The 23181-nt window shown below is 50.3% G+C and carries 19 protein-coding genes, 1 tRNA gene and 2 pseudogenes; 9 read left to right on the top strand and 13 right to left on the bottom strand.

Translation table 11 applies throughout. The annotated features are described in order from the left end of the window. The coding region (locus GTGU_RS00175) for a GlxA family transcriptional regulator (protein ID WP_245609574.1) at positions 1-860 on the bottom strand (860 nt) is incomplete at its 3' end. A 155-nt stretch (positions 861-1015) separates the two neighbouring features. Between GTGU_RS00175 and GTGU_RS00170 the strand changes: the two genes are divergently transcribed. The 3 genes from GTGU_RS00170 (at position 1016) to GTGU_RS00160 (ending at position 5257) form a co-directional block, all read left to right on the top strand. Continuing rightward, entirely contained in the window at positions 1016-1852 is an 837-nt protein-coding gene (locus GTGU_RS00170) for an alpha/beta fold hydrolase (RefSeq protein ID WP_038153189.1), read from the top strand. A 156-nt stretch (positions 1853-2008) separates the two neighbouring features. Then, positions 2009-3463, top strand: coding sequence for an AMP nucleosidase (locus tag GTGU_RS00165; protein WP_038153186.1), 1455 nt, complete (start codon positions 2009-2011; stop codon positions 3461-3463). 15 nt (positions 3464-3478) lie between these two features. Continuing rightward, the gene (locus GTGU_RS00160) at positions 3479-5257 is read left to right on the top strand and encodes an aminopeptidase P family protein (protein ID WP_038153184.1); all 1779 of its coding nucleotides are present in this window, start codon (positions 3479-3481) and stop codon (positions 5255-5257) included. A gap of 20 nt (positions 5258-5277) precedes the next feature. On the opposite strand, the gene GTGU_RS00155 is transcribed toward GTGU_RS00160, so the two are convergent. From GTGU_RS00155 to GTGU_RS00145, 3 genes are all read right to left on the bottom strand, one after another. Then, a complete protein-coding gene (locus GTGU_RS00155; RefSeq protein WP_038153182.1) occupies positions 5278-6237 on the bottom strand; it encodes a bifunctional helix-turn-helix transcriptional regulator/GNAT family N-acetyltransferase in 960 nt (319 codons plus the stop codon). A gap of 241 nt (positions 6238-6478) precedes the next feature. After that, positions 6479-7525, bottom strand: coding sequence for an aldo/keto reductase (locus GTGU_RS00150; RefSeq protein WP_038153180.1), 1047 nt, complete (start codon positions 7523-7525; stop codon positions 6479-6481). Positions 7526-7603: 78 nt separating this feature from the next. Then, the gene (locus tag GTGU_RS00145; protein ID WP_038153178.1) at positions 7604-8203 is read right to left on the bottom strand and encodes a TetR/AcrR family transcriptional regulator; all 600 of its coding nucleotides are present in this window, start codon (positions 8201-8203) and stop codon (positions 7604-7606) included. A 194-nt stretch (positions 8204-8397) separates the two neighbouring features. Between GTGU_RS00145 and gcvA the strand changes: the two genes are divergently transcribed. The 5 genes from gcvA to GTGU_RS00120 all read left to right on the top strand — a co-directional run bounded on the left by gcvA (position 8398) and on the right by GTGU_RS00120 (position 13925). Next, on the top strand, positions 8398-9303 hold the full coding sequence (gene gcvA, locus GTGU_RS00140; RefSeq protein ID WP_038153176.1) for a transcriptional regulator GcvA: 906 nt from the start codon (positions 8398-8400) through the stop codon (positions 9301-9303). A gap of 74 nt (positions 9304-9377) precedes the next feature. Further along, positions 9378-10205, top strand: coding sequence for a DMT family transporter (locus GTGU_RS00135; protein ID WP_038153173.1), 828 nt, complete (start codon positions 9378-9380; stop codon positions 10203-10205). Positions 10206-10225: 20 nt separating this feature from the next. Continuing rightward, positions 10226-11116, top strand: coding sequence for an oxidoreductase (locus GTGU_RS00130; RefSeq protein WP_038153170.1), 891 nt, complete (start codon positions 10226-10228; stop codon positions 11114-11116). A gap of 392 nt (positions 11117-11508) precedes the next feature. Continuing rightward, positions 11509-12309 carry a hypothetical protein gene (locus GTGU_RS00125; RefSeq protein ID WP_038153167.1) on the top strand — a complete coding sequence of 267 codons (801 nt, stop codon included), beginning with the start codon at positions 11509-11511 and terminating at the stop codon, positions 12307-12309. Positions 12310-12626: 317 nt separating this feature from the next. Continuing rightward, positions 12627-13925: a hypothetical protein gene (locus tag GTGU_RS00120; RefSeq protein ID WP_038153166.1), complete on the top strand. Its 1299-nt coding sequence runs from the start codon at positions 12627-12629 to the stop codon at positions 13923-13925. Positions 13926-14227: 302 nt separating this feature from the next. On the opposite strand, the gene GTGU_RS00115 is transcribed toward GTGU_RS00120, so the two are convergent. The 4 genes from GTGU_RS00115 to GTGU_RS00100 form a co-directional block, all read right to left on the bottom strand. After that, positions 14228-16366, bottom strand: coding sequence for an AAA family ATPase (locus GTGU_RS00115; RefSeq protein WP_038153164.1), 2139 nt, complete (start codon positions 16364-16366; stop codon positions 14228-14230). Between the two features lie 443 nt (positions 16367-16809). Beyond that, entirely contained in the window at positions 16810-17595 is a 786-nt protein-coding gene (locus GTGU_RS00110; RefSeq protein WP_038153162.1) for a hypothetical protein, read from the bottom strand. Between the two features lie 582 nt (positions 17596-18177). After that, on the bottom strand, positions 18178-18642 hold the full coding sequence (locus tag GTGU_RS00105; RefSeq protein WP_038153160.1) for a hypothetical protein: 465 nt from the start codon (positions 18640-18642) through the stop codon (positions 18178-18180). After that, positions 18639-19343, bottom strand: a complete 705-nt coding sequence (locus GTGU_RS00100) for a hypothetical protein (RefSeq protein WP_038153159.1) — start codon at positions 19341-19343, stop codon at positions 18639-18641. Before GTGU_RS00100 ends, GTGU_RS00105 begins: the two co-directional genes overlap by 4 nt. A gap of 134 nt (positions 19344-19477) precedes the next feature. Here GTGU_RS00100 and GTGU_RS25560 point away from each other — a divergent pair. Beyond that, a pseudogene (locus GTGU_RS25560) lies at positions 19478-19591 on the top strand (hypothetical protein); the annotation flags it as partial. Between the two features lie 325 nt (positions 19592-19916). Here GTGU_RS25560 and GTGU_RS00095 read toward each other — a convergent pair. The 5 genes and pseudogenes from GTGU_RS00095 to GTGU_RS25260 form a co-directional block, all read right to left on the bottom strand. Beyond that, a complete protein-coding gene (locus GTGU_RS00095) occupies positions 19917-20330 on the bottom strand; it encodes an NUDIX hydrolase (RefSeq protein WP_038153155.1) in 414 nt (137 codons plus the stop codon). Further along, positions 20323-20910 carry an LOG family protein gene (locus tag GTGU_RS00090; protein ID WP_038153153.1) on the bottom strand — a complete coding sequence of 196 codons (588 nt, stop codon included), beginning with the start codon at positions 20908-20910 and terminating at the stop codon, positions 20323-20325. The genes GTGU_RS00095 and GTGU_RS00090 overlap by 8 nt, the downstream gene beginning before the upstream one ends. A 207-nt stretch (positions 20911-21117) precedes the next feature. Beyond that, positions 21118-21193, bottom strand: a tRNA-Asn gene (locus tag GTGU_RS00085). A 107-nt stretch (positions 21194-21300) separates the two neighbouring features. Next, a complete protein-coding gene (locus GTGU_RS00080) occupies positions 21301-22692 on the bottom strand; it encodes an APC family permease (RefSeq protein WP_038153150.1) in 1392 nt (463 codons plus the stop codon). Positions 22693-23039: 347 nt separating this feature from the next. Beyond that, a pseudogene (locus GTGU_RS25260) lies at positions 23040-23181 on the bottom strand (glutamine synthetase); the annotation flags it as partial.

Raw genomic sequence — 23181 nt, 5'->3', positions numbered from 1 at the left:
ATTCCAGCGCATCCCTGGCTTTCATAATCCTGACCTGCTGACACATATTCCGTTGGCCGGATCCCCGTCGCTTTCTGGAAGCGGCGCAGAAAAGTTCGTGGCGTCATGCCCGCCAGGGCGGCCATCTCTTCAATAGATTGCGGGTCTGCAAAGCTGGCATGAAGCCGGTGCTGAACACGCAGGATCTCACCATCGCCATGATCAAAATCCGGGATAAACGCCGCATAGGTGCTCTGTTCCCGGCGGGGTGGATCGATAAGTAAAAAGCGTGCTGTGGCCAGCATAGTGCCGGTTCCCAGTAGTTTTTCGATAAGTGTCAGGCCGAGATCAGTCCAGGCCAGAATTCCCCCCGCCGTAATAATGTCGCCATCGTCGATCACCATATTTTCTGCCGCCACATCCACCGCCGGAAAACGCTCCGCTAACGCCTGCGCAAAGGCCCAGTGCGTAGTCGCACGGCGATGATCGATAAGCCCGGTTTCAGCCAGCACGAATGCCCCCGCGCAAACCGAACACAATGTAACGCCCTCGTGATAAAGCGTGTTCATCCACTGAGCCGGCACCGCCATCGATACCATTTTTGAGGGTACCACCAGCCCCGGCGGCGCAATCACATGACTCAGGCGATGAGGTTCATCCGGGTGACTGTCCCAGACGCACTCCACCGTCTCGTTCTCAGTGTTGACCTGCCAGTGCGACACCCGGATAGCCCGCAGAGCTGCCTCACCAGAGATGCTCTCCGCCCAGTCAGCGGCGATCCTGAACATATCGGTCAGTCCATACACCGCCGCGAGCTGACAGTCGGGATAAATCAGCAGGCCAATCTCCGCCACCACGGTTCGTTCAGTAGAATTTTTCATTTGTCACTTTTAACACGAATAATGTCATTTTTGACAATTTTATCTGTTCCACTGTTCCTGAACAATAGCTTCGTCAGACAACAACTGTGATGGTCTGAGGACAAGAGAGCGAACAGGGCATCACATGACTTTCATCACCGACAGAGGATATTCCTATGAGCAACGACTTCATCACCACCCAGGACGGCACCCGGATTTTTTACAAAGACTGGGGTCCGAAAAATGCGCAACCCATCGTCTTTCACCACGGCTGGCCGTTAAGTGCTGACGACTGGGACAACCAGATGTTGTTCTTTTTATCTCACGGCTACCGTGTGATCGCCCATGACCGTCGTGGTCACGGGCGTTCTGATCAGACCGATACCGGCAACGAGATGAACACCTATGCCGCAGATGTCGCTGAACTGGCCCGCGTGCTGGATCTGAAGAACGCCGTGCATATCGGTCATTCCACTGGCGGCGGTGAAGTGGCACGTTATGTCGCCCGCGCCGAAACAGGCCGTGTGGCGAAGGCGGTACTGATGGGCGCTGTGCCGCCGATCATGCTCAAAACCCCGGCGAACCCTGAAGGACTGCCGATGTCTGTTTTCGACGGTTTCCGTACTGCGCTGGCGAACAACCGCGCGCAGTTCTTTATCGACGTGCCATCAGGTCCCTTCTATGGCTTCAACCGTCCTGGCGCGAACGTCATTCAGGGGCTCATCGATAACTGGTGGCGTCAGGGCATGGCCGGGGGCGCCAAAGCGCAATATGACTGTATCGCGGCGTTTTCAGAAACTGACTTTACCGACGATTTAAAAGCCATCACGGTGCCAGTTCTGGTGATGCACGGCGAAGACGATCAGGTCGTACCGATTGGCGACTCCGCCCACAAGGCCATCAAATTGCTGAAACAGGGCACACTGAAAACTTATCCGGGCCTGTCGCACGGGATGTTCGCCACACACCCTGATACCATCAACCCGGACTTACTGGCGTTTATCAGAGCTTGAGTCCTGAAAAAAGAGCCGGCGCCGCTTACCGCAGGTGTCCGGCTCCACCGCTTAAATCTTCGCCACTCTGCTGATTCATCCTTTTGCCACCTTTTGTTTCACATTCCTGTGACATACTATCCGTTAATCCAGAATCGCTGAGACAAGGAGTAAATGATGAACACTACAGGTCATGGGCTGACGCCAGAGCAGGCGCTGACGCAGCTTGAAGCACTGTATGAAGAGTCAGTCGGTGCACTGCGCAGCGCGATCGGTGAGTACATTCGTGATAATACACTACCAGATACCGAGGCCCGTGCCAGAGGGTTGTTTGTTTACCCTGAGCTGTCGGTATCCTGGAACGGGACCGCGCCGGATGCGCCGAAAACCCGCGCCTACGCACGCTTTACGCATGCAGGCTGCTACACCACGACGATTACCCATCCCGAGCTGTTCCGCCAGTATCTGCTGGAACAGCTAACGCTGCTGTATGAAAACTACGGCGCACAGATTTCTGTTGCCCGTTCACAACATGAAATCCCCTATCCTTACGTGATTGATGGCTCGACGCTGACGCTCGATCGCTCAATGAGCGCCGGGCTGACCCGCCATTTCCCGACCACTGAACTGTCGCAGATCGGCGATGAAACCGCTGATGGCCTGTTCCACCCGGGCGAGTTTTACCCGCTGTCACATTTTGACGCCCGCCGTGTCGATTTTTCGCTCGCGCGTCTGCGCCACTACACCGGCACGCCGGTCGAACATTTCCAGCCGTTTGTGTTGTTCACCAACTACACACGCTATGTCGATGAGTTTGTCCGCTGGGGATGCAGTCAGATCCTCGACCCGGAAAGCCCGTATATCGCCCTCTCCTGTGCGGGCGGGATCTGGATCACTGCCGAGACAGACGCGCCAGAGCAGGCGATTTCCGATCTGGCCTGGAAAAAGCATCAGATGCCCGCCTGGCACCTGATCACCAAAGATGGCCAGGGCATCACATTGATTAACATCGGCGTCGGTCCCGCCAACGCGAAAAATATCTGCGACCATCTGGCAGTGCTGCGCCCGGACGTCTGGCTGATGATTGGTCACTGTGGCGGCCTGCGTGAAAGCCAGGACATTGGCGATTATGTGCTCGCACACGCTTACCTGCGCGACGACCATGTGCTGGATGCCGTGTTGCCGCCGGATATCCCTATTCCGAGCATTGCGGAGGTGCAGCGCGCATTGTATGACGCGACCAAGCAGGTCAGCGGCATGCCGGGTGAAGAGGTTAAACAACGCCTTCGTACAGGGACTGTCGTCACCACCGATGATCGCAACTGGGAACTGCGTTATTCCGCGTCGGCGCTGCGTTTCAACCTCAGCCGGGCGATCGCGATTGATATGGAAAGCGCCACCATTGCAGCGCAGGGTTATCGCTTCCGTGTACCGTATGGCACGCTACTGTGTGTGTCTGACAAACCGCTGCATGGAGAAATCAAACTGCCGGGGCAGGCAAACCGGTTCTATGAAGGGGCGATTTCTGAGCACTTGCAGATTGGCATCCGCGCGATTGATCTGCTGCGCGCCGAGGGCGAACGCCTGCATTCACGCAAGCTGCGTACCTTCAATGAACCTCCATTCCGTTAATTATCAGGTGAAATCATGACAACCACATCGCCTCTCAACGCCCTGCGTAACGTGCTGCAGGCACAGAATCTGGACGGGATGTTTGTTCCCCGTGCCGACCCGTTCCAGAGCGAGTACGCCGCGCCTCACGACAACAAACTGGCATGGCTGACCGGGTTTACCGGCTCGGCGGGTCATGCGCTGGTGCTACGCGACCGGGCGATTATCTTCGTCGACGGGCGCTATCAGGTACAGGTGCGCCAGGAAGTGGATTTAAACGAGTGGGAAATCCGCCATCTGCATGACGATCCGCTGGCAGAGGTGATGGATACCGAGCTGCCCGTCGGCAGCCGCATCGCCTTTGAACCGCTGTTAATGGTCAACAGCCAGTATGAAAGCCTGCAGGCCACCCACTGCAAGATGGTGGCGCTTACTGAAGATCCGTTTAATACCATCTGGACTGATCGTCCTGCTGCGCCGCGCGGTATGATCCGCGAAATGCCGGTCGAGGTGAGTGGAGAAAGCAGCGCCGACAAGCGCGAACGCATTGCCGCCTTGTTAGCGGAAAAAGGTGTTGATTACCTGGCGATTTCCCAGCCGGATAACATCGCGTGGCTGCTCAACGTGCGCGGTGCGGACATCGCCATGAGTCCGGTCGTGTTGTCATTTGCCCTGCTGAGTCATACCGGCGAGCTGGAGTGGTTTGTCGACAGTGAAAAAACCGCGCAGCTGCCATCAGCGTTGCTCGACTCTCTCAATCTTTCGCCGATGGACGCGTTTATTCCCCGTTGTCAGCAGGTTGCCATTGGCAAGCGCGTGATGCTCGACAGTGATTATTCTCCAGTTGCCGCGCGCTTTGCGGTGGAAAAACATGGCGGCGAAGTGGTCTGGCAGCCCGATCCCATCACCTTTATCAAGGCGAAGAAAAACCCTGTCGAACTGGAAGGTTACCGCGACAGCCACCGTAAAGATGGCGCGGCGTGGGTCAATTTCCTCGCCTGGCTGGCACATGAAGTTCCGGCGCGGGAAGCCGCAGGCAACCCGCTCACTGAACTGGAAGCGCAGGCGCAGCAACTGCTGTTCCGCCAACAGCAGGATGGTTTTATCGAGCAGAGTTTCGGCACTATTTCCGCCTCGGCCAGTAATGCGGCGATGTGCCATTACCACTCCAGTGAAGCGACCAACACCGCGATCACCAGCGAAAACTTTTACCTCAACGACTCCGGCGGTCAGTACAGCAACGGCACCACCGATGCCACGCGTACGCTGGCGTTTGGTCAACTGGGTCCGCAACAACGCCTGCATTACACCGCCGTGCTGAAAGGGTTTTTATCGCTGATCACGCTGCAGTTTCCAGAGGGCTCACACGGGCATCAGCTCGACGCCTTTGCCCGCCGCCCGTTGTGGGAACTGGGGCTCGATTTTGATCACGGCACGGGTCACGGCGTGGGGCATCAGCTGATGATCCACGAAGGACCGCAGCGCATCGCCAAAAAGATCAACCCATGGCCGCTGACGGCGGGCAACATTATGACCATAGAGCCAGGTTACTATCTGGCGGACCAGTACGGCATTCGTATTGAAAATCAGGTGGAAATTGTCGATGCGCAACCCGGCTTCTGCCGTTTTGCCTCACTAACGCTGGTGCCGATTGATTTAAGCCAGGTGGACTGGAATCTGCTGAGTGATCAGGATGTTGAGTGGATCGACAATTATCACCAGCTGGTGCGCGAAACCCTGTCGCCGCTGGTGAACAGCGACGCGCGCCCGTGGTTGTTTGAAGTGACGGCGCCAGTACGCGTACAGGTGAACTAAATAAAAACGCGGGTTAGCGCTCAGCTAACCCGTCGGATGCTGCGGGTGAATTGTTGTTCTGTCATGAGGCTTCCCCACTGGTCACCCTGCCATTCTTTCGTCAGGGTGAAGCCGAAGGATTCGTACAGACGCCTCGCTGCCGTGAGCTTATTGAACGTCCAGAGCTGAACTGCAGAGAATTGCCTTTCATCGCAAAAATTCATCGCTTCAGCCATCAGCTTTCTGCCCATGCCACTGCCACGACAACCGTCATCAAGGATGAACCAGCGCAAGTGCGCCTCATTGTTTTCCAGATCTTCACCGTCGATGGCGACAGAGCCAACAATGCGCCCGTTCTGTACAGCCAGCCAGATTTGATTGCACGCCTTATCCAGACGGCCCGAAAAATCAGCCAGACCCGCTGCCACCTTACTTTCAAAAAAACAACCAAAGTTGTGTTCTCTCGCGTAGTAGCTGCCATGCATTTCCGTGATGCGGCCAATCATTCCCGGCTGATATCCGGAGACGATTTTGATGCTGCTTTGCGCATTCAGGGAGGCGTTATCGCGGCAGGCTTTCAGGGCACTGGCATAACAACGAAGACCTTGTGAGACAAGGTGCTGCTGGCAAATATCCATTTTGTCCAGTGCGGCAATGACTCGTTCATTACCGTACTGGTTAATTTTCCGCACCGTTTCCCTGCCCTGCGCGGTAAGACTGAGTTGCTTCGTTCTCGCATCCTCAGCAGAAGGCATGACTTCCAGTTCACCGAGGTTAACGAGTTTTGCCAGCATGCGGCTGACACTGGACTTCTCAAGCCCCAGAAGCTGTACCAGTTGAGCCGCCGTCATTGCACCACGGGTTTCCACTTCCAGCAACGTATGGACAACAGAAGGAGAATACGCCGTTGCCGCCAGTGTGTGGTGCATAAAACCCAGCTCCCGAACCATCAGGCGCGATGATGTGCGTATTTCTTCAACCAGTGGCGATTCGGCTGTCATTGACTTTTACCTTGTAAAATATGGTTGTATTATACAACCATATTTTTAAAATGGGTGTCAATGGGTGTCAATGGGTGTGCTGGAGGGAGAGTTGATATGATTAAGGGATTAGAGGCTAACTGATTTGACAGGGCGCTTAGTGCCAGGAACGGACGTTGATAACGTTGAGATATGTTAATTTATGGGGAGCAGGTCACCATTCCTGCTGGCGCGATCGCCCCATCACGCCAGCAGAAAACTCTTACGCTACCGGGTCAGCAGGTAAATCAAACAGATCGGCTTTGCCACCCGTATAGAGCTGGATAGTGGACGGTTCGGAATACATCCGATGCGGGAAGACTGCCGGAATCGCGCTGGCCTGGTCGAGCCTTTCAATTTGCTGCGGGGTAAGTGTGAGTTTCACCGAGGCAAGGTTTTGTTCGAGCTGCATATGAGTACGCGGACCAATGATCGGCAGCACTCCCTTAGCGGCGACCCACGCGATGGCGACCTCACCCGCGGTCACTCCGGCCTCGCTGGCAATGGCTTCGACGGCATCAAGAATTGCGGTCCGCTGTGGCGAATCTTCGGCCTGGAAGACCTTGCCACCGAAGCCTTCCCGGCGTCCGCTTTCACCTTTGCGATATTTACCGGTGAGCATACCGCCGCCAAGTGGTGACCACGCGACGACGCCGAGGCCAAGTCCGTGCGCAGCTGGCAGCATTTCGTGTTCTACCGTACGTTCGACCAGACTGTATTCCAGTTGCAGCGCGGCAATGGGCACAGCTCCCCGCAGCTCGGCAATGGTGGCTGTACGTGCCAGACGCCACGCGGGGAAATCAGACAACCCGGCATAGAGGATCTTACCGGCCCGGGCAAGATCATCGAAACCGCGGACGATCTCCTCCGACGGCGTCACCTGATCAGGAAAGTGCGCCCAGAGCAGATCAATGCGGTCGGTTTTGAGACGCTTCAGACTCGCTTCGACCGAGCGAATCATCGACAGGCGGCTGTTACCACTGGTGAGGATCCCCTCCGAAGGGTCCGTCTGCGACGTATACTTCGTCGCCAGAACAAATTGATTCCTGCGCCCAACCAGTAAGTCGCCGAGGATCTCCTCTGATTCACCGAACTGATAGCCGTTGGCGGTGTCGATGAAATTCCCTCCTGCGTCGGCATAGGTGTCGACGATTCGGCGAACTTCGTCAGGCCCGGCACCATGTCCCCAGCGAGTCCCAAAGGTACCGGCACCCAATACGAGTTCCGATACCCGCAGGCCAGTGTGTTTGCCAAAGAGTTTGTAACGCATATTCACTCCCGTTGATCAGGTTAGTTGACAACTTGCGCAAGCCGCCTGGACTCGAGCACAGGGGTAAGAAACCGTTAGCTACTGATCAGTGGACGCAGTTGTTTTACTGCATCCAGGTATCGCGTCAGCCGCGGCTTCCAGAATTCGTCGTGACAAATTTTCGTCTTCTACGGCGCGGGATAACATCAGCGCGCCGACCATCATTGACAGGATAGCGAGGGCATCCATATCGTTTTGCTTCTCTCCCTGACAGCTGGAAAGTACTTTCTCAATAACCGCTGAATAACCCCGAATACCGTTCTCAAAGCTCTGACGGAGTGGCCCTTCCCGGCGGGCGACATCCGCCACCAGGGCAGCAATAGCGCAGCCCACGGCGGGATTGTTCCGGTGCTCGGGCGAGAGATATCGGTCGATAATCGCCGCCATCACGTCGCCATTGCTGCTGTTAATAAGCGAGTTCAGAGTGTCAATATTTGCCGCCATCGCCTGCTCACAGGCTTCAACAGCAAGCTCATCTTTTGATCCGAATTGCTTGTAGAAGCCACCCTGAGTCAGGCCCACCGCCCCCATAATTCCGCTCAAGGCCACACCATCAATGCCATGTTCGCGAAAGAGTTTCGCTGCTTCCTTAACGACAGCGCGACGGTTCTCCTCCGCCTTCGCCCGACTCACTTTCATGGAATACCTCAATATGATTTTAGATTATCAATATAATCTAAAATAAACAGCAGTAAAGGACTCTTTAATGTTCTGCCGCTGCCACGCATTGCCCGTGAATACGCAGGCTTTGTATATCTTGCGATCGCCGTTTCTTTTGCAAGAGATTCGGCCTATCGTGTTATGAGCATTAGCTCATTAACAGGAACGAAATAATGCGTGACCTCCCTCCTACCGCCACGCTGCGTACATTTGAAGTCGCCACCCGCCATACCACATTTACCTCTGCCGCGGCAGAGCTGTTTATTACGCAAAGCGCGGTCAGTCATCAGTTGAAGAATCTGGAAGAAATCTGGGGCGTGCAGCTTTTTGAGCGAGGGAAAACCCTCCGACTGACCCCGGCAGGCGCGGCGCTCGCGCCCCTCGTACGCGAATTCTTTAGCAAACTGGAAACCACGCTTGCCGATCTTCGTGAACAAAAAGGACGGGTACGGTTGCGGGTTAATACCACTTACTCGTTCGCTCTGAAATGGCTGTTGCCTCGCCTGCCAGGTTTGGCACGTTTGCATCCGGAAATTCTGGTAACGCTGGAAAGCACGGACAAAGCCATCAATTTCGCCAGTACTGATTCCGATGTGGCGATCCGTTTCGGTCACGGTAATTACCCGGCGCTGCATACCGAGTTTATGTTCCGCGAGCAGCTCTTTCCGGTTGCCAGCCCGGCGCTTTTACAGCGTTTTGGAACACCTTGCGAACCTGCTGAACTGCTGCGTTATCCGCTTCTGACACGAGATGGCGCCGATCTGGTGCCGAAGTGGGATGTCTGGTTTAAGCTTATTGGCCTGAATACGGATGTGCTGCATGAAAGCGTTCGTTTCGCTGATACCAATATGACGATTGAAGCGGCGTTACTGGGTCAGGGGATTGCATTAGCGCGCAGCGGGCACGTTGAAAAAGAGATTGCTGATGGCAGTCTGGTGCGGCTCTTTAACGTGCCTTTTCCCTCCCCGGCCGCCTATTATTTCGTCTGCCCGAAAGGTATCGAAACGCAACCGCACATCATAAAATTTCGGAAATGGCTACTGGCGGAATCACAGCAGGCACAGCTCAGTTACCGTTAAGCATGAGCATTTACTCATGGTGTGATGATAACACTTCACTTTTCATCCGCGCACGAGCCGTTTAGCATCAGGATATGCCCATACATATTGTTTTACTTACGTTATTTGCCGCTCTGCTGCATGCCAGCTGGAATGTCTTGTTACGCGGCGGTACTGATCGGTTATGGTCGATGACCATCATGTGTCTGACGATCGCCCTGACTTGTGCCATCACCGCGCTGTTTTTGCCAGCCCCTGACAGTGCCAGCTGGAAATACGCGCTGCTCTCGGCACTGCTGCATGTCGGCTATAACCTGTGTCTGATACGCAGCTACCGGAGCGGAGATTTCGGTCAGACTTACCCGATTGCGCGTGGTTCTTCGCCGCTGATGGTGACCTGCGCAGCGGCCCTGTTCGCCGGGGAGCGAATTGAACTGAGTACACTTTTCGGTATCACACTCATTTCTGTCGGCATCCTGATGCTTGCCACTTTAGGTAACAAACGGGTGATGTCCGGCCTGCAATATCCGCTGGCAACGGGGGCGTTTATCGCTGCCTATAGCGTCGTGGATGGTATGGGTGTGCGCGTATCCGGCAACGCGCTTTCCTATACCGTATGGATGAGCGCATTATGGGGTGTGATGATGCCTGCGCTTTATATCACGTTGCGTGACAGTAAAAGTTTACTCCGCTGGCGACCCGACTTACCCCGTGCGGCCGGAGGCGGTCTTGTTTCGCTACTCGCTTACGGCATCATCATTTATGCCATGACAGCAGCGCCAATGGGGGCGGTCTCTGCATTACGTGAAACCAGCGTGTTGTTTGCCGCTGTGCTGGGTTATCTGTTTCTCGGCGAAACGTTAACACTGAGAAAAATGCTGACGTGCACGATGATTGCCGCCGGTACGCTGATGATTGGTTAATCAAATCAGGAGAATGCAAGATGTCTGACCAACCCACGATTGCGCTTGTTGGTCCGGGGGCTATCGGTACGACCATCGCCGCTGTACTTCATGAAGTTGATCGTACCCCCGTTCTTTGCGGGCGCACCCCACATCCGCAATTAATTTTGCGCCATGATGAGGGTGAAATTATTGTGCCGGGCCCGGTACTGAGCAATCCGGCGACAATAAGCCATCCGTTCGCTCTGGTGTTTGTCGCGCTGAAAACGACTCAGGTCGCTGACAGCGCCGGGTGGCTGGCCGCATTGTGCGATGAAAATACCGTTGTGTGCGCACTGCAAAATGGCGTCGAACAGACAACGCAGCTGGAACCCTTTGTCAATGGCGCGAAAGTGCTACCTTCGGTGGTGTGGTTCCCGGCACAACGCGAGCTGGACGCGTCGGTCTGGTTACGCGCCAGCCCACGCCTGACGCTGCCGCAAGTACCGCAGGCAAAACGGGTCGTCGATGCGCTCGATGGCACACGCTGCACCGTTGAGTTATCTGCTGATTTTATCTCCGTCGCCTGGCGCAAACTGTTGCAGAATGCCGTCGCGGGTCTGATGGTGCTGGCAAATCGTCGTGCCGGAATGTTCGCCCGCAAGGATATCACTGAACTGGCGCTGGCTTATCTGCGCGAATGTCTGACGGTAGCCCGTGCGGAAGGCGCAGTACTGCCCGATAGCGTTCTGCAGGAGATCATCGACGGTTTTCATCGTGCCCCTGCAGATTTAAGTACCTCTATTCTTGCCGACCGCCAGGCCAACCGCCCGATGGAGTGGGATATCCGCAACGGCGTGATACAGCGTTATGGTCGCTTACATCAGATTCCCACGCCCATCAGCGACGTCGTGGTGCCGCTACTGGCAGCAGGGAGTGAGGGGCCCGGTTGATATCGTTCTGAAGCAGAGAAGACACGGCCTCCATATTGATTGCCAGTGGAGGCCGTCTGCGTTTTGTACCCTTTCGCAGTATCCGCTTTAGCAGGGGCAACACCGCTACGAAAGTGGGCTCAGGGTATTTGACAGAGCTAACACAACGTGTCGTTGTCAGCACCGACTGAAAAAACATGTCCTGCCATTTTTCACTAATGCCTTTAAATCAAACGATAAGGATGCTACTGAGCGGAAATAGGTTGACAGGCTGCTTAGTGCCAATAGTGGACATGCGGCTAAGTAAGTAAACGCTCTAAGGACATTACTGTTCCTGCAAAAAAATATCTGGCCTGAATATAATCTACTCGATATTCTGAAATGCTTTGTATTTTTTGTGAACAGGAAAAAGTATGCTTAGTACATTACCCGATTTACATAGAAGTTTTGCAGAGCAACTCAAGCTTAAATTTCAGTCTGATTCGCGGATTCACTCCCTTCTCGCTGGCGGCTCAATTATTCATGGCGGATTTGATAAATACTCCGATCTCGATTTTGTCGTTGTCGTCGACTCTCTCCACTATGACAAAATCATGGCGCAGCGTAGAGAACTCGCCGGAACACTAGGCCATCTGCTACATGCTTTTACCGGGGAACATGTCGGAGAGCCTCGCCTGCTTATATGCCTGTATGGCCCTGAACTTCTTCATGTCGATCTGAAATTTGTCACCCTGGAAATGCTCACTCAACGCGTTGAGGAGCCTGCTGTGTTATTTACCCGTGACAACCTTGCTCTGGAGCGACAACTGGCAAAATTTTGTGCTCACTGGCCTGACATGACGCCGGAATGGTTTGAGTCACGAGCATGGATCTGGCTTCATTATGCAGTGGTCAAACTGGGAAGAGGCGAACTCTTTGAAGCGATTGGTATGCTGTCATTTTTCCGCGAGCAAGTGCTGGGACCCATGCTGTATCGTCGAGCAAATCTTCCGCAACGTGGGGTTCGCCGCATTGAATTCCATGGCATAGATCCTGATGGCCTTCTGATTTCCACGCTGGCAACGCACGATAGTGCCTCCGTCAACATGGCCATCAGTATGGCTGTTGATGCTTATATCAATCTGCGTGCTGATGTTCTGCCTGAAAATATTGCAGACGATGCGGCACGTCGGGCGGTCCTTGCCATGCTGAAAGAGTATTCTGACAGGGGTTAAATCCATACTCCGGCCGCTTACACGGCCGGGGTGTAGAAGTATCATTGTAGATGCGGCCAAAAGCCAAATCACGAGATGAACATCTCGGCTTAGTTACTGCAATTCATGCTAAAGCCAGGTTCAGATGTCCGGAAAAGGGGAAAATTCAAATGTCTGCTTAGTGCCAGGAGCGGATGCGACCCATCGGCATGTTTTAGTCGTCGCAAGCAAATCATAACGGTTAATTGTTGAGTAGATTTTTCATGTCAATTTATATTATTGTAGATAAGTCTGATAAAAAATTTCAGTCACATCCTCTTGGATAATAAGGAAGTTATATGAAAGCTCGCTTAATACCACCGTACGAAAACTACACTGGCAATGTTTTATGGCGAAAAGAGGATTTTATTAATAAAGTCGACGATATCTCAACATCTCTAAAAAAGTTAAGAGATATGGGATATTGGGCCAGTGCCTATCCTGAAGGAGATGGCATTACATTTAAATACACCAAGGATAGTTATCAAAAAAGCAGTATCGAAATTCTAGAAGACTTCTCAATATGCTTTGAGTGGGTAGAAATAGAGTTAGCTAAATCAAGAAGCTCTAACCTAGAATTAGCTGAATTAGAGGGTAAAAACAAAAATATGGAGTGTATAGTTATTGTGCCGATTGAGAAGATTTTCATTCAGGAAACCATCGAGATCGGAAAGTATATTTTTTATTGCGGAAGACAATTTGATGAAGAGTCACATAAGCGATTGTCAGAGCAAGATGGTTCGTATATACAGTTTAACTGTGACCTACCATATATTGATTTATTAAAACTTAATTCAAGCATTGATCATAACAGCCATGTTATAAACATGTGTTTGTCTATAGCTGAATATGCGCTTGATTTAGTCAGATTTTCTCACAGCTCATTTACACGTATGGAATATACCCCTAATCCTGCAGGTCAACGCTCTGACGGATTTTATGATGTAGAAATCATTCCTTGTGAGATGACTCATCTTAAACCAATTAAGATAAGTGGAATATCAAGACCCCTTGCCGTGAGTAATAATTGGCCAGGTCCTCAGGTTGACAGCTTGTATTACCCTGGGTTGCATTATTTATCTTCTGTCTACGATGGAATCGTTGAAAATGAACTTTCAAAATTAGTTAGCTCCGTAGTTAGGGCATGTAGGCAATCTTTTTATTCAATTGGCGCGGAATCACAATTTCTAAACCTAGTCTTTGCACTTGATGGTCTTGCTAATATTGACCCAAATTGGAAAGGATGGAAGCAAAGGACCTACATTGCAGCACTTACATGTAATAACTCGCTAATCAAATTTAAGAAAAACCTAGAAGTTTATGACGAGTTATATACTGACGTAAGAAACAAGCTTGTTCATGATGGTAAAGATTTTTACGAACTTAACGTCAACGCGAACGAATCCTCTGAACAAATCTTTAAGTATATTAAGATAATTATAATACTCATCGAAAGTAACGGCTTTTCCACTTTGCAAGAATTAAGAGATTATGCAGTTCACCTACTTCAGCAGGAGGGTTATAGAACTGCTTCTGTTGAGATAATTGACAAAGTATCTCTTTTAAGAGGAAAAAACCCTAATTATCCTTCATGGTGATTAAATGAACGTGCTAATTAATTTTTAATATAACTTCTGCTCCTCGCTCTGAGCAGACATGTCTGCCCACTGATCGACTCCTTCGTGCCAGTAGCAGACCTTTATAATAAAGTAGCGTGGGTTGAGCGGCCTAGTCATGCTAAAAACGCACATTGAGCGTTTAGATGTCGATGTGAATGTTAGCGCTATTTCAAGGAAGTTAATGCTATACGGGAAACTATTATAGAGAATAGCTCTCAATAAGAACCACGCGCGCAATATCTTCGACGGAGTGGTTCTTATATGTGAAACCGCAAAGTTCGTCAGGCAATTTCGCGTCCGATATCGTCATTTGCCGCAGCAGGTGGCTGTAACAAATTATCACACTCAGCTATGACATATTCCGGAATGAGATCGAATCGAGTCGGGTCCAACTGGCAGATAAACTCATTTTCGATGTGATAGGTTTCATTAATAAATTTCTGAATTACAGAGTTTGCAGGATCAATATCCATTAGCCTGAAAACTTGCAATTTTTCGTAACTACTATTGCAATTGAAATACAGCGTGGTGAGATAATTTCTGCAGGTAATTTTCTCTAGCTGTACCGCATAGTCAAAATCAGGAATGTGCTTAATTATTTCGTGGCAGCCTGAATTCACACTAGCTTCTGACATTAACTGATACCTCCCGTCAACCATCGCCAGACGTGTATCTTCCTGAGATGCCCGCTTATGAAGAAGATTTGAAAGCACTTGATAAGCATCGCCCCGGTCATCAAGGATCTCGAAATACCGACGAAGATATATCAACTTAATGATATCGTCACACTCAGCCTGTAGGGCCGATGTGCAGATCTGGGCAAAAGTTTTGATGTCAGAATTTGAAATAGATTGCTCCGTAATAACGCCACGACTGTAGCGAAGGTAGGCTGCAGAAACCTGATTGTTGAATTGTTGGCGAACGGCGCGAATAGTATCGATGATTGGCTCAACATCATGCGTCAACATCAGCACAGTTTTACTCTTCAGACAATCGGATGGTTCTCTGCGAAAAAGCATTTCGAGAATCGCAAACTTCTTGTTTTTATCGAACGAGGAAATAGGGTCATCCAAAATAATCAGACCAGGTTTTCTAGAAAGGCATTCATACATGAAGAGTACAAGAGCAAACGCATTTCTTTCACCGTAACTTAGGTGTTGGCTGCCACCGGTGACGACATCAGTATGATCTACATGATAGAGTTGAAGGCGTGGTTGTGCATCGTCAGTTATCCGCACGCGATAACGATAACCTGCATAGGCCAGAAAACCATTGATATCTTCCTGGTGCTTTCTAACGAGTTGACGCACTTTATCCCGCTGCTGATTCAATTTACCCTGAAGTGGTCCTGCGCGTGCAATTAAATCGTTCAGAGAAGCATTGAGTGCACCTATGATACGTATGGTTTCTTCTGATTGAAGCTCAGTAAAGAAGTCTAGATTCAACTTATGGGAGGCGAGCCTTGCAGCCACATTTTCTCCCTCCGTAAAGCTAAATCCTGAAAGCGTTTTAAGCGCGGTAAGTTTCTCAATCAGATCGTCTGTTTGAGACTTTAGGGTAATAAGATACGTTTCATGCTGCCGTTCAAGACCGTTAGGGAGGGTGGTGATTTCTTGAAGACGATCACGGGCAAGGTCAGTAAGATAAATTCCTAAACGCTGGATGACATCGACAAGTTCCATCAAATTTTTGATGACGGCTTGATCATATTCCAATCCAACTTGTCGAATCCGTTGTTGTTGTTGTTCGCTAGATTCGCCACTGCAATAAGGGCAGCACTTACCCGCTAGCTCACCAAACTCTGCCAACCCTTTTGTCTGCCAGGCAATCCACTGTACGCTTTTGTTACTAGTTATCATGTTCCTGTACGGTTCAAGTGCGGCAGGGATATGAAGAAGCTTATTGCCACCTGCGAGCGCTTTCATACCTTTTGTACTTTTGCTAAGAGCAGATGCTGCGGTCACTTTAAATGCACTGGATAGAACACCGAGATCGCTCAACAGGGTTTCCAATTGTGTATGTACGGTAAATACCTGACGGATAGTTGAAATGATCGACTCTATTTCCTGCTCCGTTCGGATATATGCGTCCGTTTTGATTAAAATATCGAAACTATTGGCCACAAGTTCATCCTGACGGAATGTGAACTGGCTGACATACTCCTCATTGAAACACATTATATTGTCGAGCTGTTCCATTCCAGCAACAGAGGGCGCCACATTGTCGGGGTTATTTGTCCTGAATTTGAAAGGAAGCAACTCTGCTAGGCTCGCTTCCTGTCCAGGCAGACTGAACTGCATCGCTCGAGCAATGGTACTTTTCCCTGTTCCATTAGGCGCGAATCGTATATTCAGCTTTCTTTCAGCAAGGGAAATGGTTGCAGAATCGATGCTATTACAGTAACTAATTTGAACTTCCATTTTCGTTCCTTTTTGTTATGTTAGTGAGGTAATTATAATATCTGCCATGCCTTAACAAGTTTGCTACTGTGATCAAAACAAACCAGCCTGTGTCACAATATTTAAATCCTATACCTCAGCTCTGACAAATTACCCATGTACCCTTATCCTTATGGAAGAGGGTGCTGTTGCAAGTCTTTCGAGCATTAAACATCTAGTCTTAGCACATTTCATTGTTTTTCTTACATTTGAGCGCATGGCGCTGCTTAGCGCTTATTTATACTATATAAGCAAAATCACCATCTGCTGTGGAACAGGTGTACTTCCGCTCTTCGCTCACAGCGGACCTTCAGCTCAGTCAACTCGTCTGCTTAGTGCCAGTTGCGGACGTTACTAACACAACGGTGGGTAAAATACGGGAAGCAGGGCAAACAACATCTATTTAAATGTTAGTCGTCGCGCGCTCATGACAAGGATTTCACTTGTCGCCAGGTCTCTACGCCTAAGCATGTCATTGCGTCGAATGCAGCTTGCTTATACCCAGCATACTCGATGTCATCTAAGTTTGTGATTGTTCCTGGCGCTTGCTGGAATACCCTCTGTATGAATTGAAGCACCTGTTGAAGCACGTCGTAAAGATTGGCTTGATCAGGTTTAGCTGGATTCAGCATTAGCATGATCATGTTGCATTGCTCCATAATCTCAGAAGACATTTCATCAAGCTGCTTCTGTATGGTAGCAATGTTGTCGGAAGCCACTGGACGCTTAACAAAACTGTACTGCATGTCTAGCTGTTTATATAAATTCGAAAACCTATGACGAATATCTTGTAACCAACGAAGCCGTTCTGTCGCTACGAGATTCGCTTGCAGACGTTTGGTTTCTAGTTCCAAATCAGACTTCGCCTTCTGCCTGGCAACCAGGTAGCTGGTAAGCCCGCCGGCAAATGCGCCGAATACCCCAGCTGCCGCAGAGATCAGCGCGATAAGGGTTGATGAACCCGTGGGTATATTGCCGCTCGGAGTCGGGACAGTATTTATGGACTGTGTTGGTGGCATGCTGACTGTCTGAGAAACGGTGTTTGATCCGCAGACGACGCTTATTTCTGGCCTAACAGTCTGCACAGACTTGCGAGGCAGCGTTGGACGCGGAAGCTCACATACGGCCTTTGCTTCAGACTCTTCAGCCCACACAGGAGTAAAAGCAAATAACAAGGCTGAGAGATAAAGTATGTTCAGTTTCAAATTCATAGGTTCGCTTGCCGCTCCTTGATACGGCTAACAGTGATTAGATGGAAGGCTGTACTAATACGTTAATAGTGCCTTCCATTTAACTCCGCTCTGCCTGATACATAATGCGATAAATGGCATTTAAAAACAATTATATAAACAACACCCCATAATCTGAACTTATTCGCTTGAGCTCTTCTTCTTTTCCGCAAACATATACGGTTGTATAGAAAAAGCGACGTAATGGACCGTGGACAATGCTGGTAAGGCTACCTGCCTTGATCGACGACTTCCAGTCTACGGCTTGTTACCTGCAATGTGGTGCTGACCTGATTTAGCATATGTCCGCTCTTCGCTCACAGCGGACCTTCAGCTCAGTCAACTCGTCTGCTTAGTGCCAGAAGCGGACATTTGGGAAGGTCAGAATTAAAGATTAAAATGGGATGCTGTGTGCAAAAAACGCATTTTTTTCGGTTTTCTCAAAGTTTTGCTCTGCACCTTTCCGGGATACTCCCCCTATAGAATACAAAAATCAATATTAACAACGGCTCGGAAGTGTCTAGATTATCCGTGGCGATTCATTTCGATATCCAAACTGACCCTTTAAAGATCCTTTTTACCCATCGGATGCTCCATATCAGAACTACCAAATCGCTGATAGATCTGAACAAATATTTCCTTCGGCGACGCAAATTTTGCAATCGTAATTACTTCATCACTTTTAATGCTTTTCCAGCATTCAGCCTCAACATCACAAGATTTTTGTGGTTCATACCCCTCGGATGCGAGGTAATTCCGTATTACGCTGCTGTCGGTAGCGCCATAAAAATGGACAGTAAAAACGTGAGCATCAGGTCCAGTAATATTAACAAAATCGAACTGTATTTTATCCGATATTCTTGGCATGTTTTTAAGTAGGTCAGGCGTATAAAATCTATATTTCAGCCAGTCCTGTTCGGTATAATATGCAGAGCCTGCAAAGAACAACTTACAAAAAATCCAGATGGTAATCAGAATAATTCCCATCACAAGAACACTACTAATCCTTACGATTATTCTCTTACTCATAGCCCCATCCTGCCATTACCTGAACCCATAACCACAAAGGTCTTATCGTGCGAGGGAAGTATTACATTTCCCGACAAAAAATCGTTATAGGGAACTATCGTTCGCATGAAAGGTGGTAAAAAGCCTTTATGTGGATGTAAGTTAGGGAACTTTTCTGGATCGGGGAACAACAGCGGCTGGAACGAATAATTCTTCCAGCTGCCGATCTTACCATAATAGTCCCAGCGCATAAGGGCTTCATCCTTGCTTACCGGACGTAATAAAGGAAATGGATTAGGGACAGACACCACGCGGTAGAACCCCAGCAGATCCGATACCAAATCCTCACCACTAAATCCGCTGTCCGTTATCCAGTTACTGGGGAAGGAGCCCTGGAATGTCTCAAATGACCTGGCCATAGATATCATCATCGCCAACGCAATACTCTGTCGTTCCCACTCCGGCCGACCGCGACGGATACGCCAGGTCATTACCTTTCCTGATCTGACCAGACCAAAGGGGGCAGACATTCCCTGAGCATACCTGACTTCATAAAATTCCTTTCCTGAAGCTTCACCTCGAGCCATGTGAATCAGAAGGTCACGAACATCATCCCCACGTGCATGACCCAGATCCACCCAGCCAAGCACCTCCGTATAAATCAGTCCCGCTTTTTGAGTGCCTGCATATCGCCCATTGATTATATCGTCTCGTTTGCTCATCCTGATCTCACTCTACCGATAAATCACAAAACATATCCATCACTTACTATAATCTCATTTTTCGGTTCAGATTAGAACGGTCAAAAAACAACCTTAACGTACAACAATTTTCGATATCCAAACTGCCCCCTGCAAAAGCGGTTTATCGTAAACACTTTACCAGGCCAAAACTAGTTGAATTTCTGGCAACATATCCGGCAACGACCATCGTGATGGAAGACTGCGACGGTTTTCATTTTATGACGCGTATTGTCACCACTACCTGTGGCTACGCTGATTTATCCCAATAAAGGAAATGCGTTTAGCGGAGTGATTGCATTTTGGAAAAGATCCAGGCGACTGCGGTGAAATATATCAGTGTAGAGGATAGCTAAATGTGGTCATTTTCAAAGGTATGTTAATGTCTTTTCCTCGCTCATAACGGACATTCAGCGCTCTGTGTATGTCCCCTTCGCGCCAGAAACAGACGCTACTAACGTCAAACTGAGTTCATTGGTGGCGTAATATAAAAGTATGTTGCCACCTTCCTGGTGATGGTGGAGGTGGCTAAACGACAACCCAGCGATGGGACTTTTACACTGATGATGGCCATACGTGCGGGACAATTTTGTTTGCCGTTAACGGTGCCAGTTGCCTGGACGAAATATCAGAAGGTGACAACCAGAGAATTTCCTCAATTTCAGCGGCGGGTCGAACTTCCTGAATGCATCTTTCTGTGCTGAACATACTGGCGTGAAGAAGATGGCCAGGCTCATTAGCGGCTATATCTGTAAATTCCCCAAGCGGCGTAAGTTCCTCGGGTGATAGTTCAAGGTTAAGCTCTTCCCTGAGTTCCCGAATCAGTGCTGACTGAGCGCTTTCTCCCGGCTCAATTTTCCCTCCGGGTTGCATAAAACAGGCTGTGCCTCTTTTCCTGACAAGGAGTAACCGCCCTTTACTGTCCTTCATGATAGCTGCCGCAATGTGGATAGTTTTTGGTTCAGGCATGATGATTTCCGTTCTGAGTAGTCCATTTTGAAACAGGAGGTACGTAGGTTTTAAAATAAACGATAATGTCTTGTAAATTTTCAGAAAACAGAAGCATATCAGCATAGGCCTGTTTCATAAAACCTTCGCTTACCATTTGCTGCACCATCACTCTTAGCGGATCATAAAAGTGATTAACATTCAGAAACGCACAGGGTTTATCATGTATTCCCAGTTGTGCCCAGGTCCACTGTTCAAATATTTCCTCAGCAGTTCCTGCTCCACCAGGTAATGCGATAAAACCGGATGATAGTTCTGCCATCACATTTTTTCGCTGGTGCATATTATCCACCACATGAAGCTCAGACAATCCAGTGTGAGCGATTTCACGCTCCAGCAAAGATTTCGGAATAACCCCCGTAACATGCCCACCGCATGCGAGAGCGGAGTCAGCGACGGCCCCCATCAAACCAACACGTCCGCCGCCATAAACGAGACGTATCTCTTGTTCTGCCAACCATTTACCTACATAACGTGCAGCGTCCATGTATGCCGGTGAACAGCCCTCAGAAGAGCCACAGAATATGCCTACTGTGTGCATATTTTCTCCTCAAGAAAATGAACAGAAAGCCCCATAATAGGGAGAAACAAGCGAGGCTCATGATAACATTCGTCCTTTCCTGAAGGGAGTATCGTTCGTCCCGGTAGTGATGAGTAAGGCACAGATATAGTGATGGCCAGTCTGATGTTCAATCCTCGCCCATAGCAAAAAGCCCGCTTAAGTTTCCTTAAGCGGGCTTTTCTAAAATGGCTCCTCTGACTGGACTCGAACCAGTGACATACGGATTAACAGTCCGCCGTTCTACCGACTGAACTACAGAGGAATCGTGTGAACGGGGCGCATATTAACGAGGCGCCCTGGGCTTGTCAAAGTCTGTTTTCACTATTTAAATCGTTTGCCGATTTATTCTCCACTCCGAGTAATCACCGGTCAGGATTCCCACGCTTGCTCCGCTTTTGCGCCGTCGAACTGCGGCGGTGGCTTACGGAAACGCTGCGTCAGCCAGCCGAGGTAGACAACCCCGACACCGGCCCAGACCAGCCCCAGCGTCAGCGAGGTGATCTCAAGGTTAATCCACAACACAGCGACAGTAGCAGCGCCAATCAGCGGCAGGATCAGGTAATGCAGTTTCTCCTGCCAGGTTTTGTTACGCCCTTCCCGGCGCCAGAAGTGATTAAACACCGACAGGTTTACGAAGGTAAAGGCCACCAGCGCGCCAAAGTTAATCAGTGCCGTGGCGGTGACGAGATCGAAAAACAGAGCCGACAGCGCCACAATACCCACCATGATCACGTTCAACGCCGGGGTGCGCCATTTCGGATGCACATAGCCGAAATATTTCTCCGGGAAGACGTTGTCACGCCCCATCACATACAACAGGCGTGACACGCTGGCATGCGACGCCAGCCCGGACGCCAGCGTATTCACAAACGTGGTGCACAGGAAAATGGACTGGAACAGTTTGCCGCCAACATACAGCGCGATTTCCGGCAACGCGGCATCGGGATCTTTAAAACGGCTGATGTCCGGGAAAAACAGCTGCATAAAAAATGACGCAGCGATGAAGATCAACCCGCCGTATAGCGCAGTAAGGAAAATCGCTTTCGGGATCGTTTTTGCCGCATCCGGCGTCTCTTCCGACAGCGTCGTCACCGCGTCAAAACCGAGGAACGAGAAACAGACGATGGTGGCCCCGGTAATAATCGGGATCAGATGTGCGTTCTGGCTGATAAACGGCTGCAACGACCAGACCGTCCCGACGCCCTCGCCTTTATGCAGCCCGTCCACGACCAGGTAAATAAAAACCACGATGATGGCTATCTGCACCAGCACAAACAACGCATTAAAGTTCGCCACCAGGTTTACACTTTTCAGGTTGGCAGCAGTCAGAATCGCCACAAACGTCACCACCCATACCCACGGCGGTACACCGGGAAATAATGCGGTGAGGTAAATCTTCGCCAGCAGTACGTTAATCATCGGCAGGAACAGATAATCAAGCAGCGATGACCAGCCGACCATAAAACCAACGTGCGGATTAATCGCTTTTTGCGCGTAGGTATAGGCAGAACCCGCCTGCGGGAACTGGCGCACCAGTTTGCCGTAGCTGATCGCGGTGAACAGCACGCCAGCCAGCGCCAGTAAATAAGAGGCCGGGACGTGGCCGTCGCTGATGCCGGAAACAATACCGAAAGTATCAAATACGGTCATCGGCGTCAGATAGGCAAGCCCCATCACCACCACCTGCCAGAGCTTGAGGGATTTACGCAGTTGCGGTTTGCCCGCCTGCGCTGAGGTATTCAGAGAGGAGTTAGCCGCCATGCCCTTTCCCCCCTTTGCCTGCAATGATTTGTGTTCGTTGTTTCCTTCGAACCAACCTGCTTAGCAAGGGGGTAAATCGTGTGAGATCAGGGGTAAAGAAGCGTTCACGGTGCGGGAGTGGCCCGTACTCACAGCGGCTCAGGCAACCGCCCTCGCCATGCGGGTATTTAAACATCTGCATCATCTCATTTCCTCGTCACAAAATCTGTCGTGTTTCTGAAGACCCGATGCCGCCAGCGCTCCATAACGCGACATAGGGAAATGGCAGGATTTCCTGCAATGTCTGGCTGCCCGGCTCCGCGCAGGCAGCATGATGCTACGGTCTTATCTGAAGGTTTCGCCCGAAATCAGGCGTTTTTCAGCATCCACTCGATTTCGGTATCGGTGATGAGACGCTCAAACTGGATTAACTCGTCGTTCTTACAGGCGTGGTAAACGTGGCAAAAACGCGCCCCCAGCAGATCACGCAGCGCGGTATTCCCGGCGAAT

Source organism: Trabulsiella guamensis ATCC 49490 (assembly GCF_000734965.1).
GTDB lineage: Bacteria > Pseudomonadota > Gammaproteobacteria > Enterobacterales > Enterobacteriaceae > Trabulsiella > Trabulsiella guamensis.
This window is presented reverse-complemented; position numbering and strand designations above follow the sequence as displayed.

Coding starts and splice junctions, on each gene's coding strand:
- GTGU_RS00150 (WP_038153180.1), bottom strand. CDS start 7,525: ATGCGTTACAAACTCTTTGGCAAACACACTGGCCTGCGGGTATCGGAA.
- GTGU_RS00120 (WP_038153166.1), top strand. CDS start 12,627: ATGAAAGCTCGCTTAATACCACCGTACGAAAACTACACTGGCAATGTT.
- GTGU_RS00110 (WP_038153162.1), bottom strand. CDS start 17,595: ATGAATTTGAAACTGAACATACTTTATCTCTCAGCCTTGTTATTTGCT.
- GTGU_RS00090 (WP_038153153.1), bottom strand. CDS start 20,910: ATGCACACAGTAGGCATATTCTGTGGCTCTTCTGAGGGCTGTTCACCG.
- GTGU_RS00130 (WP_038153170.1), top strand. CDS start 10,226: ATGTCTGACCAACCCACGATTGCGCTTGTTGGTCCGGGGGCTATCGGT.
- GTGU_RS00160 (WP_038153184.1), top strand. CDS start 3,479: ATGACAACCACATCGCCTCTCAACGCCCTGCGTAACGTGCTGCAGGCA.
- GTGU_RS00135 (WP_038153173.1), top strand. CDS start 9,378: ATGCCCATACATATTGTTTTACTTACGTTATTTGCCGCTCTGCTGCAT.
- GTGU_RS00170 (WP_038153189.1), top strand. CDS start 1,016: ATGAGCAACGACTTCATCACCACCCAGGACGGCACCCGGATTTTTTAC.
- GTGU_RS00100 (WP_038153159.1), bottom strand. CDS start 19,343: ATGAGCAAACGAGACGATATAATCAATGGGCGATATGCAGGCACTCAA.
- GTGU_RS00115 (WP_038153164.1), bottom strand. CDS start 16,366: ATGGAAGTTCAAATTAGTTACTGTAATAGCATCGATTCTGCAACCATT.
- gcvA (WP_038153176.1), top strand. CDS start 8,398: ATGCGTGACCTCCCTCCTACCGCCACGCTGCGTACATTTGAAGTCGCC.
- GTGU_RS00165 (WP_038153186.1), top strand. CDS start 2,009: ATGAACACTACAGGTCATGGGCTGACGCCAGAGCAGGCGCTGACGCAG.
- GTGU_RS00155 (WP_038153182.1), bottom strand. CDS start 6,237: ATGACAGCCGAATCGCCACTGGTTGAAGAAATACGCACATCATCGCGC.
- GTGU_RS00145 (WP_038153178.1), bottom strand. CDS start 8,203: ATGAAAGTGAGTCGGGCGAAGGCGGAGGAGAACCGTCGCGCTGTCGTT.
- GTGU_RS00095 (WP_038153155.1), bottom strand. CDS start 20,330: ATGCCTGAACCAAAAACTATCCACATTGCGGCAGCTATCATGAAGGAC.
- GTGU_RS00125 (WP_038153167.1), top strand. CDS start 11,509: ATGCTTAGTACATTACCCGATTTACATAGAAGTTTTGCAGAGCAACTC.
- GTGU_RS00105 (WP_038153160.1), bottom strand. CDS start 18,642: ATGAGTAAGAGAATAATCGTAAGGATTAGTAGTGTTCTTGTGATGGGA.
- GTGU_RS00080 (WP_038153150.1), bottom strand. CDS start 22,692: ATGGCGGCTAACTCCTCTCTGAATACCTCAGCGCAGGCGGGCAAACCG.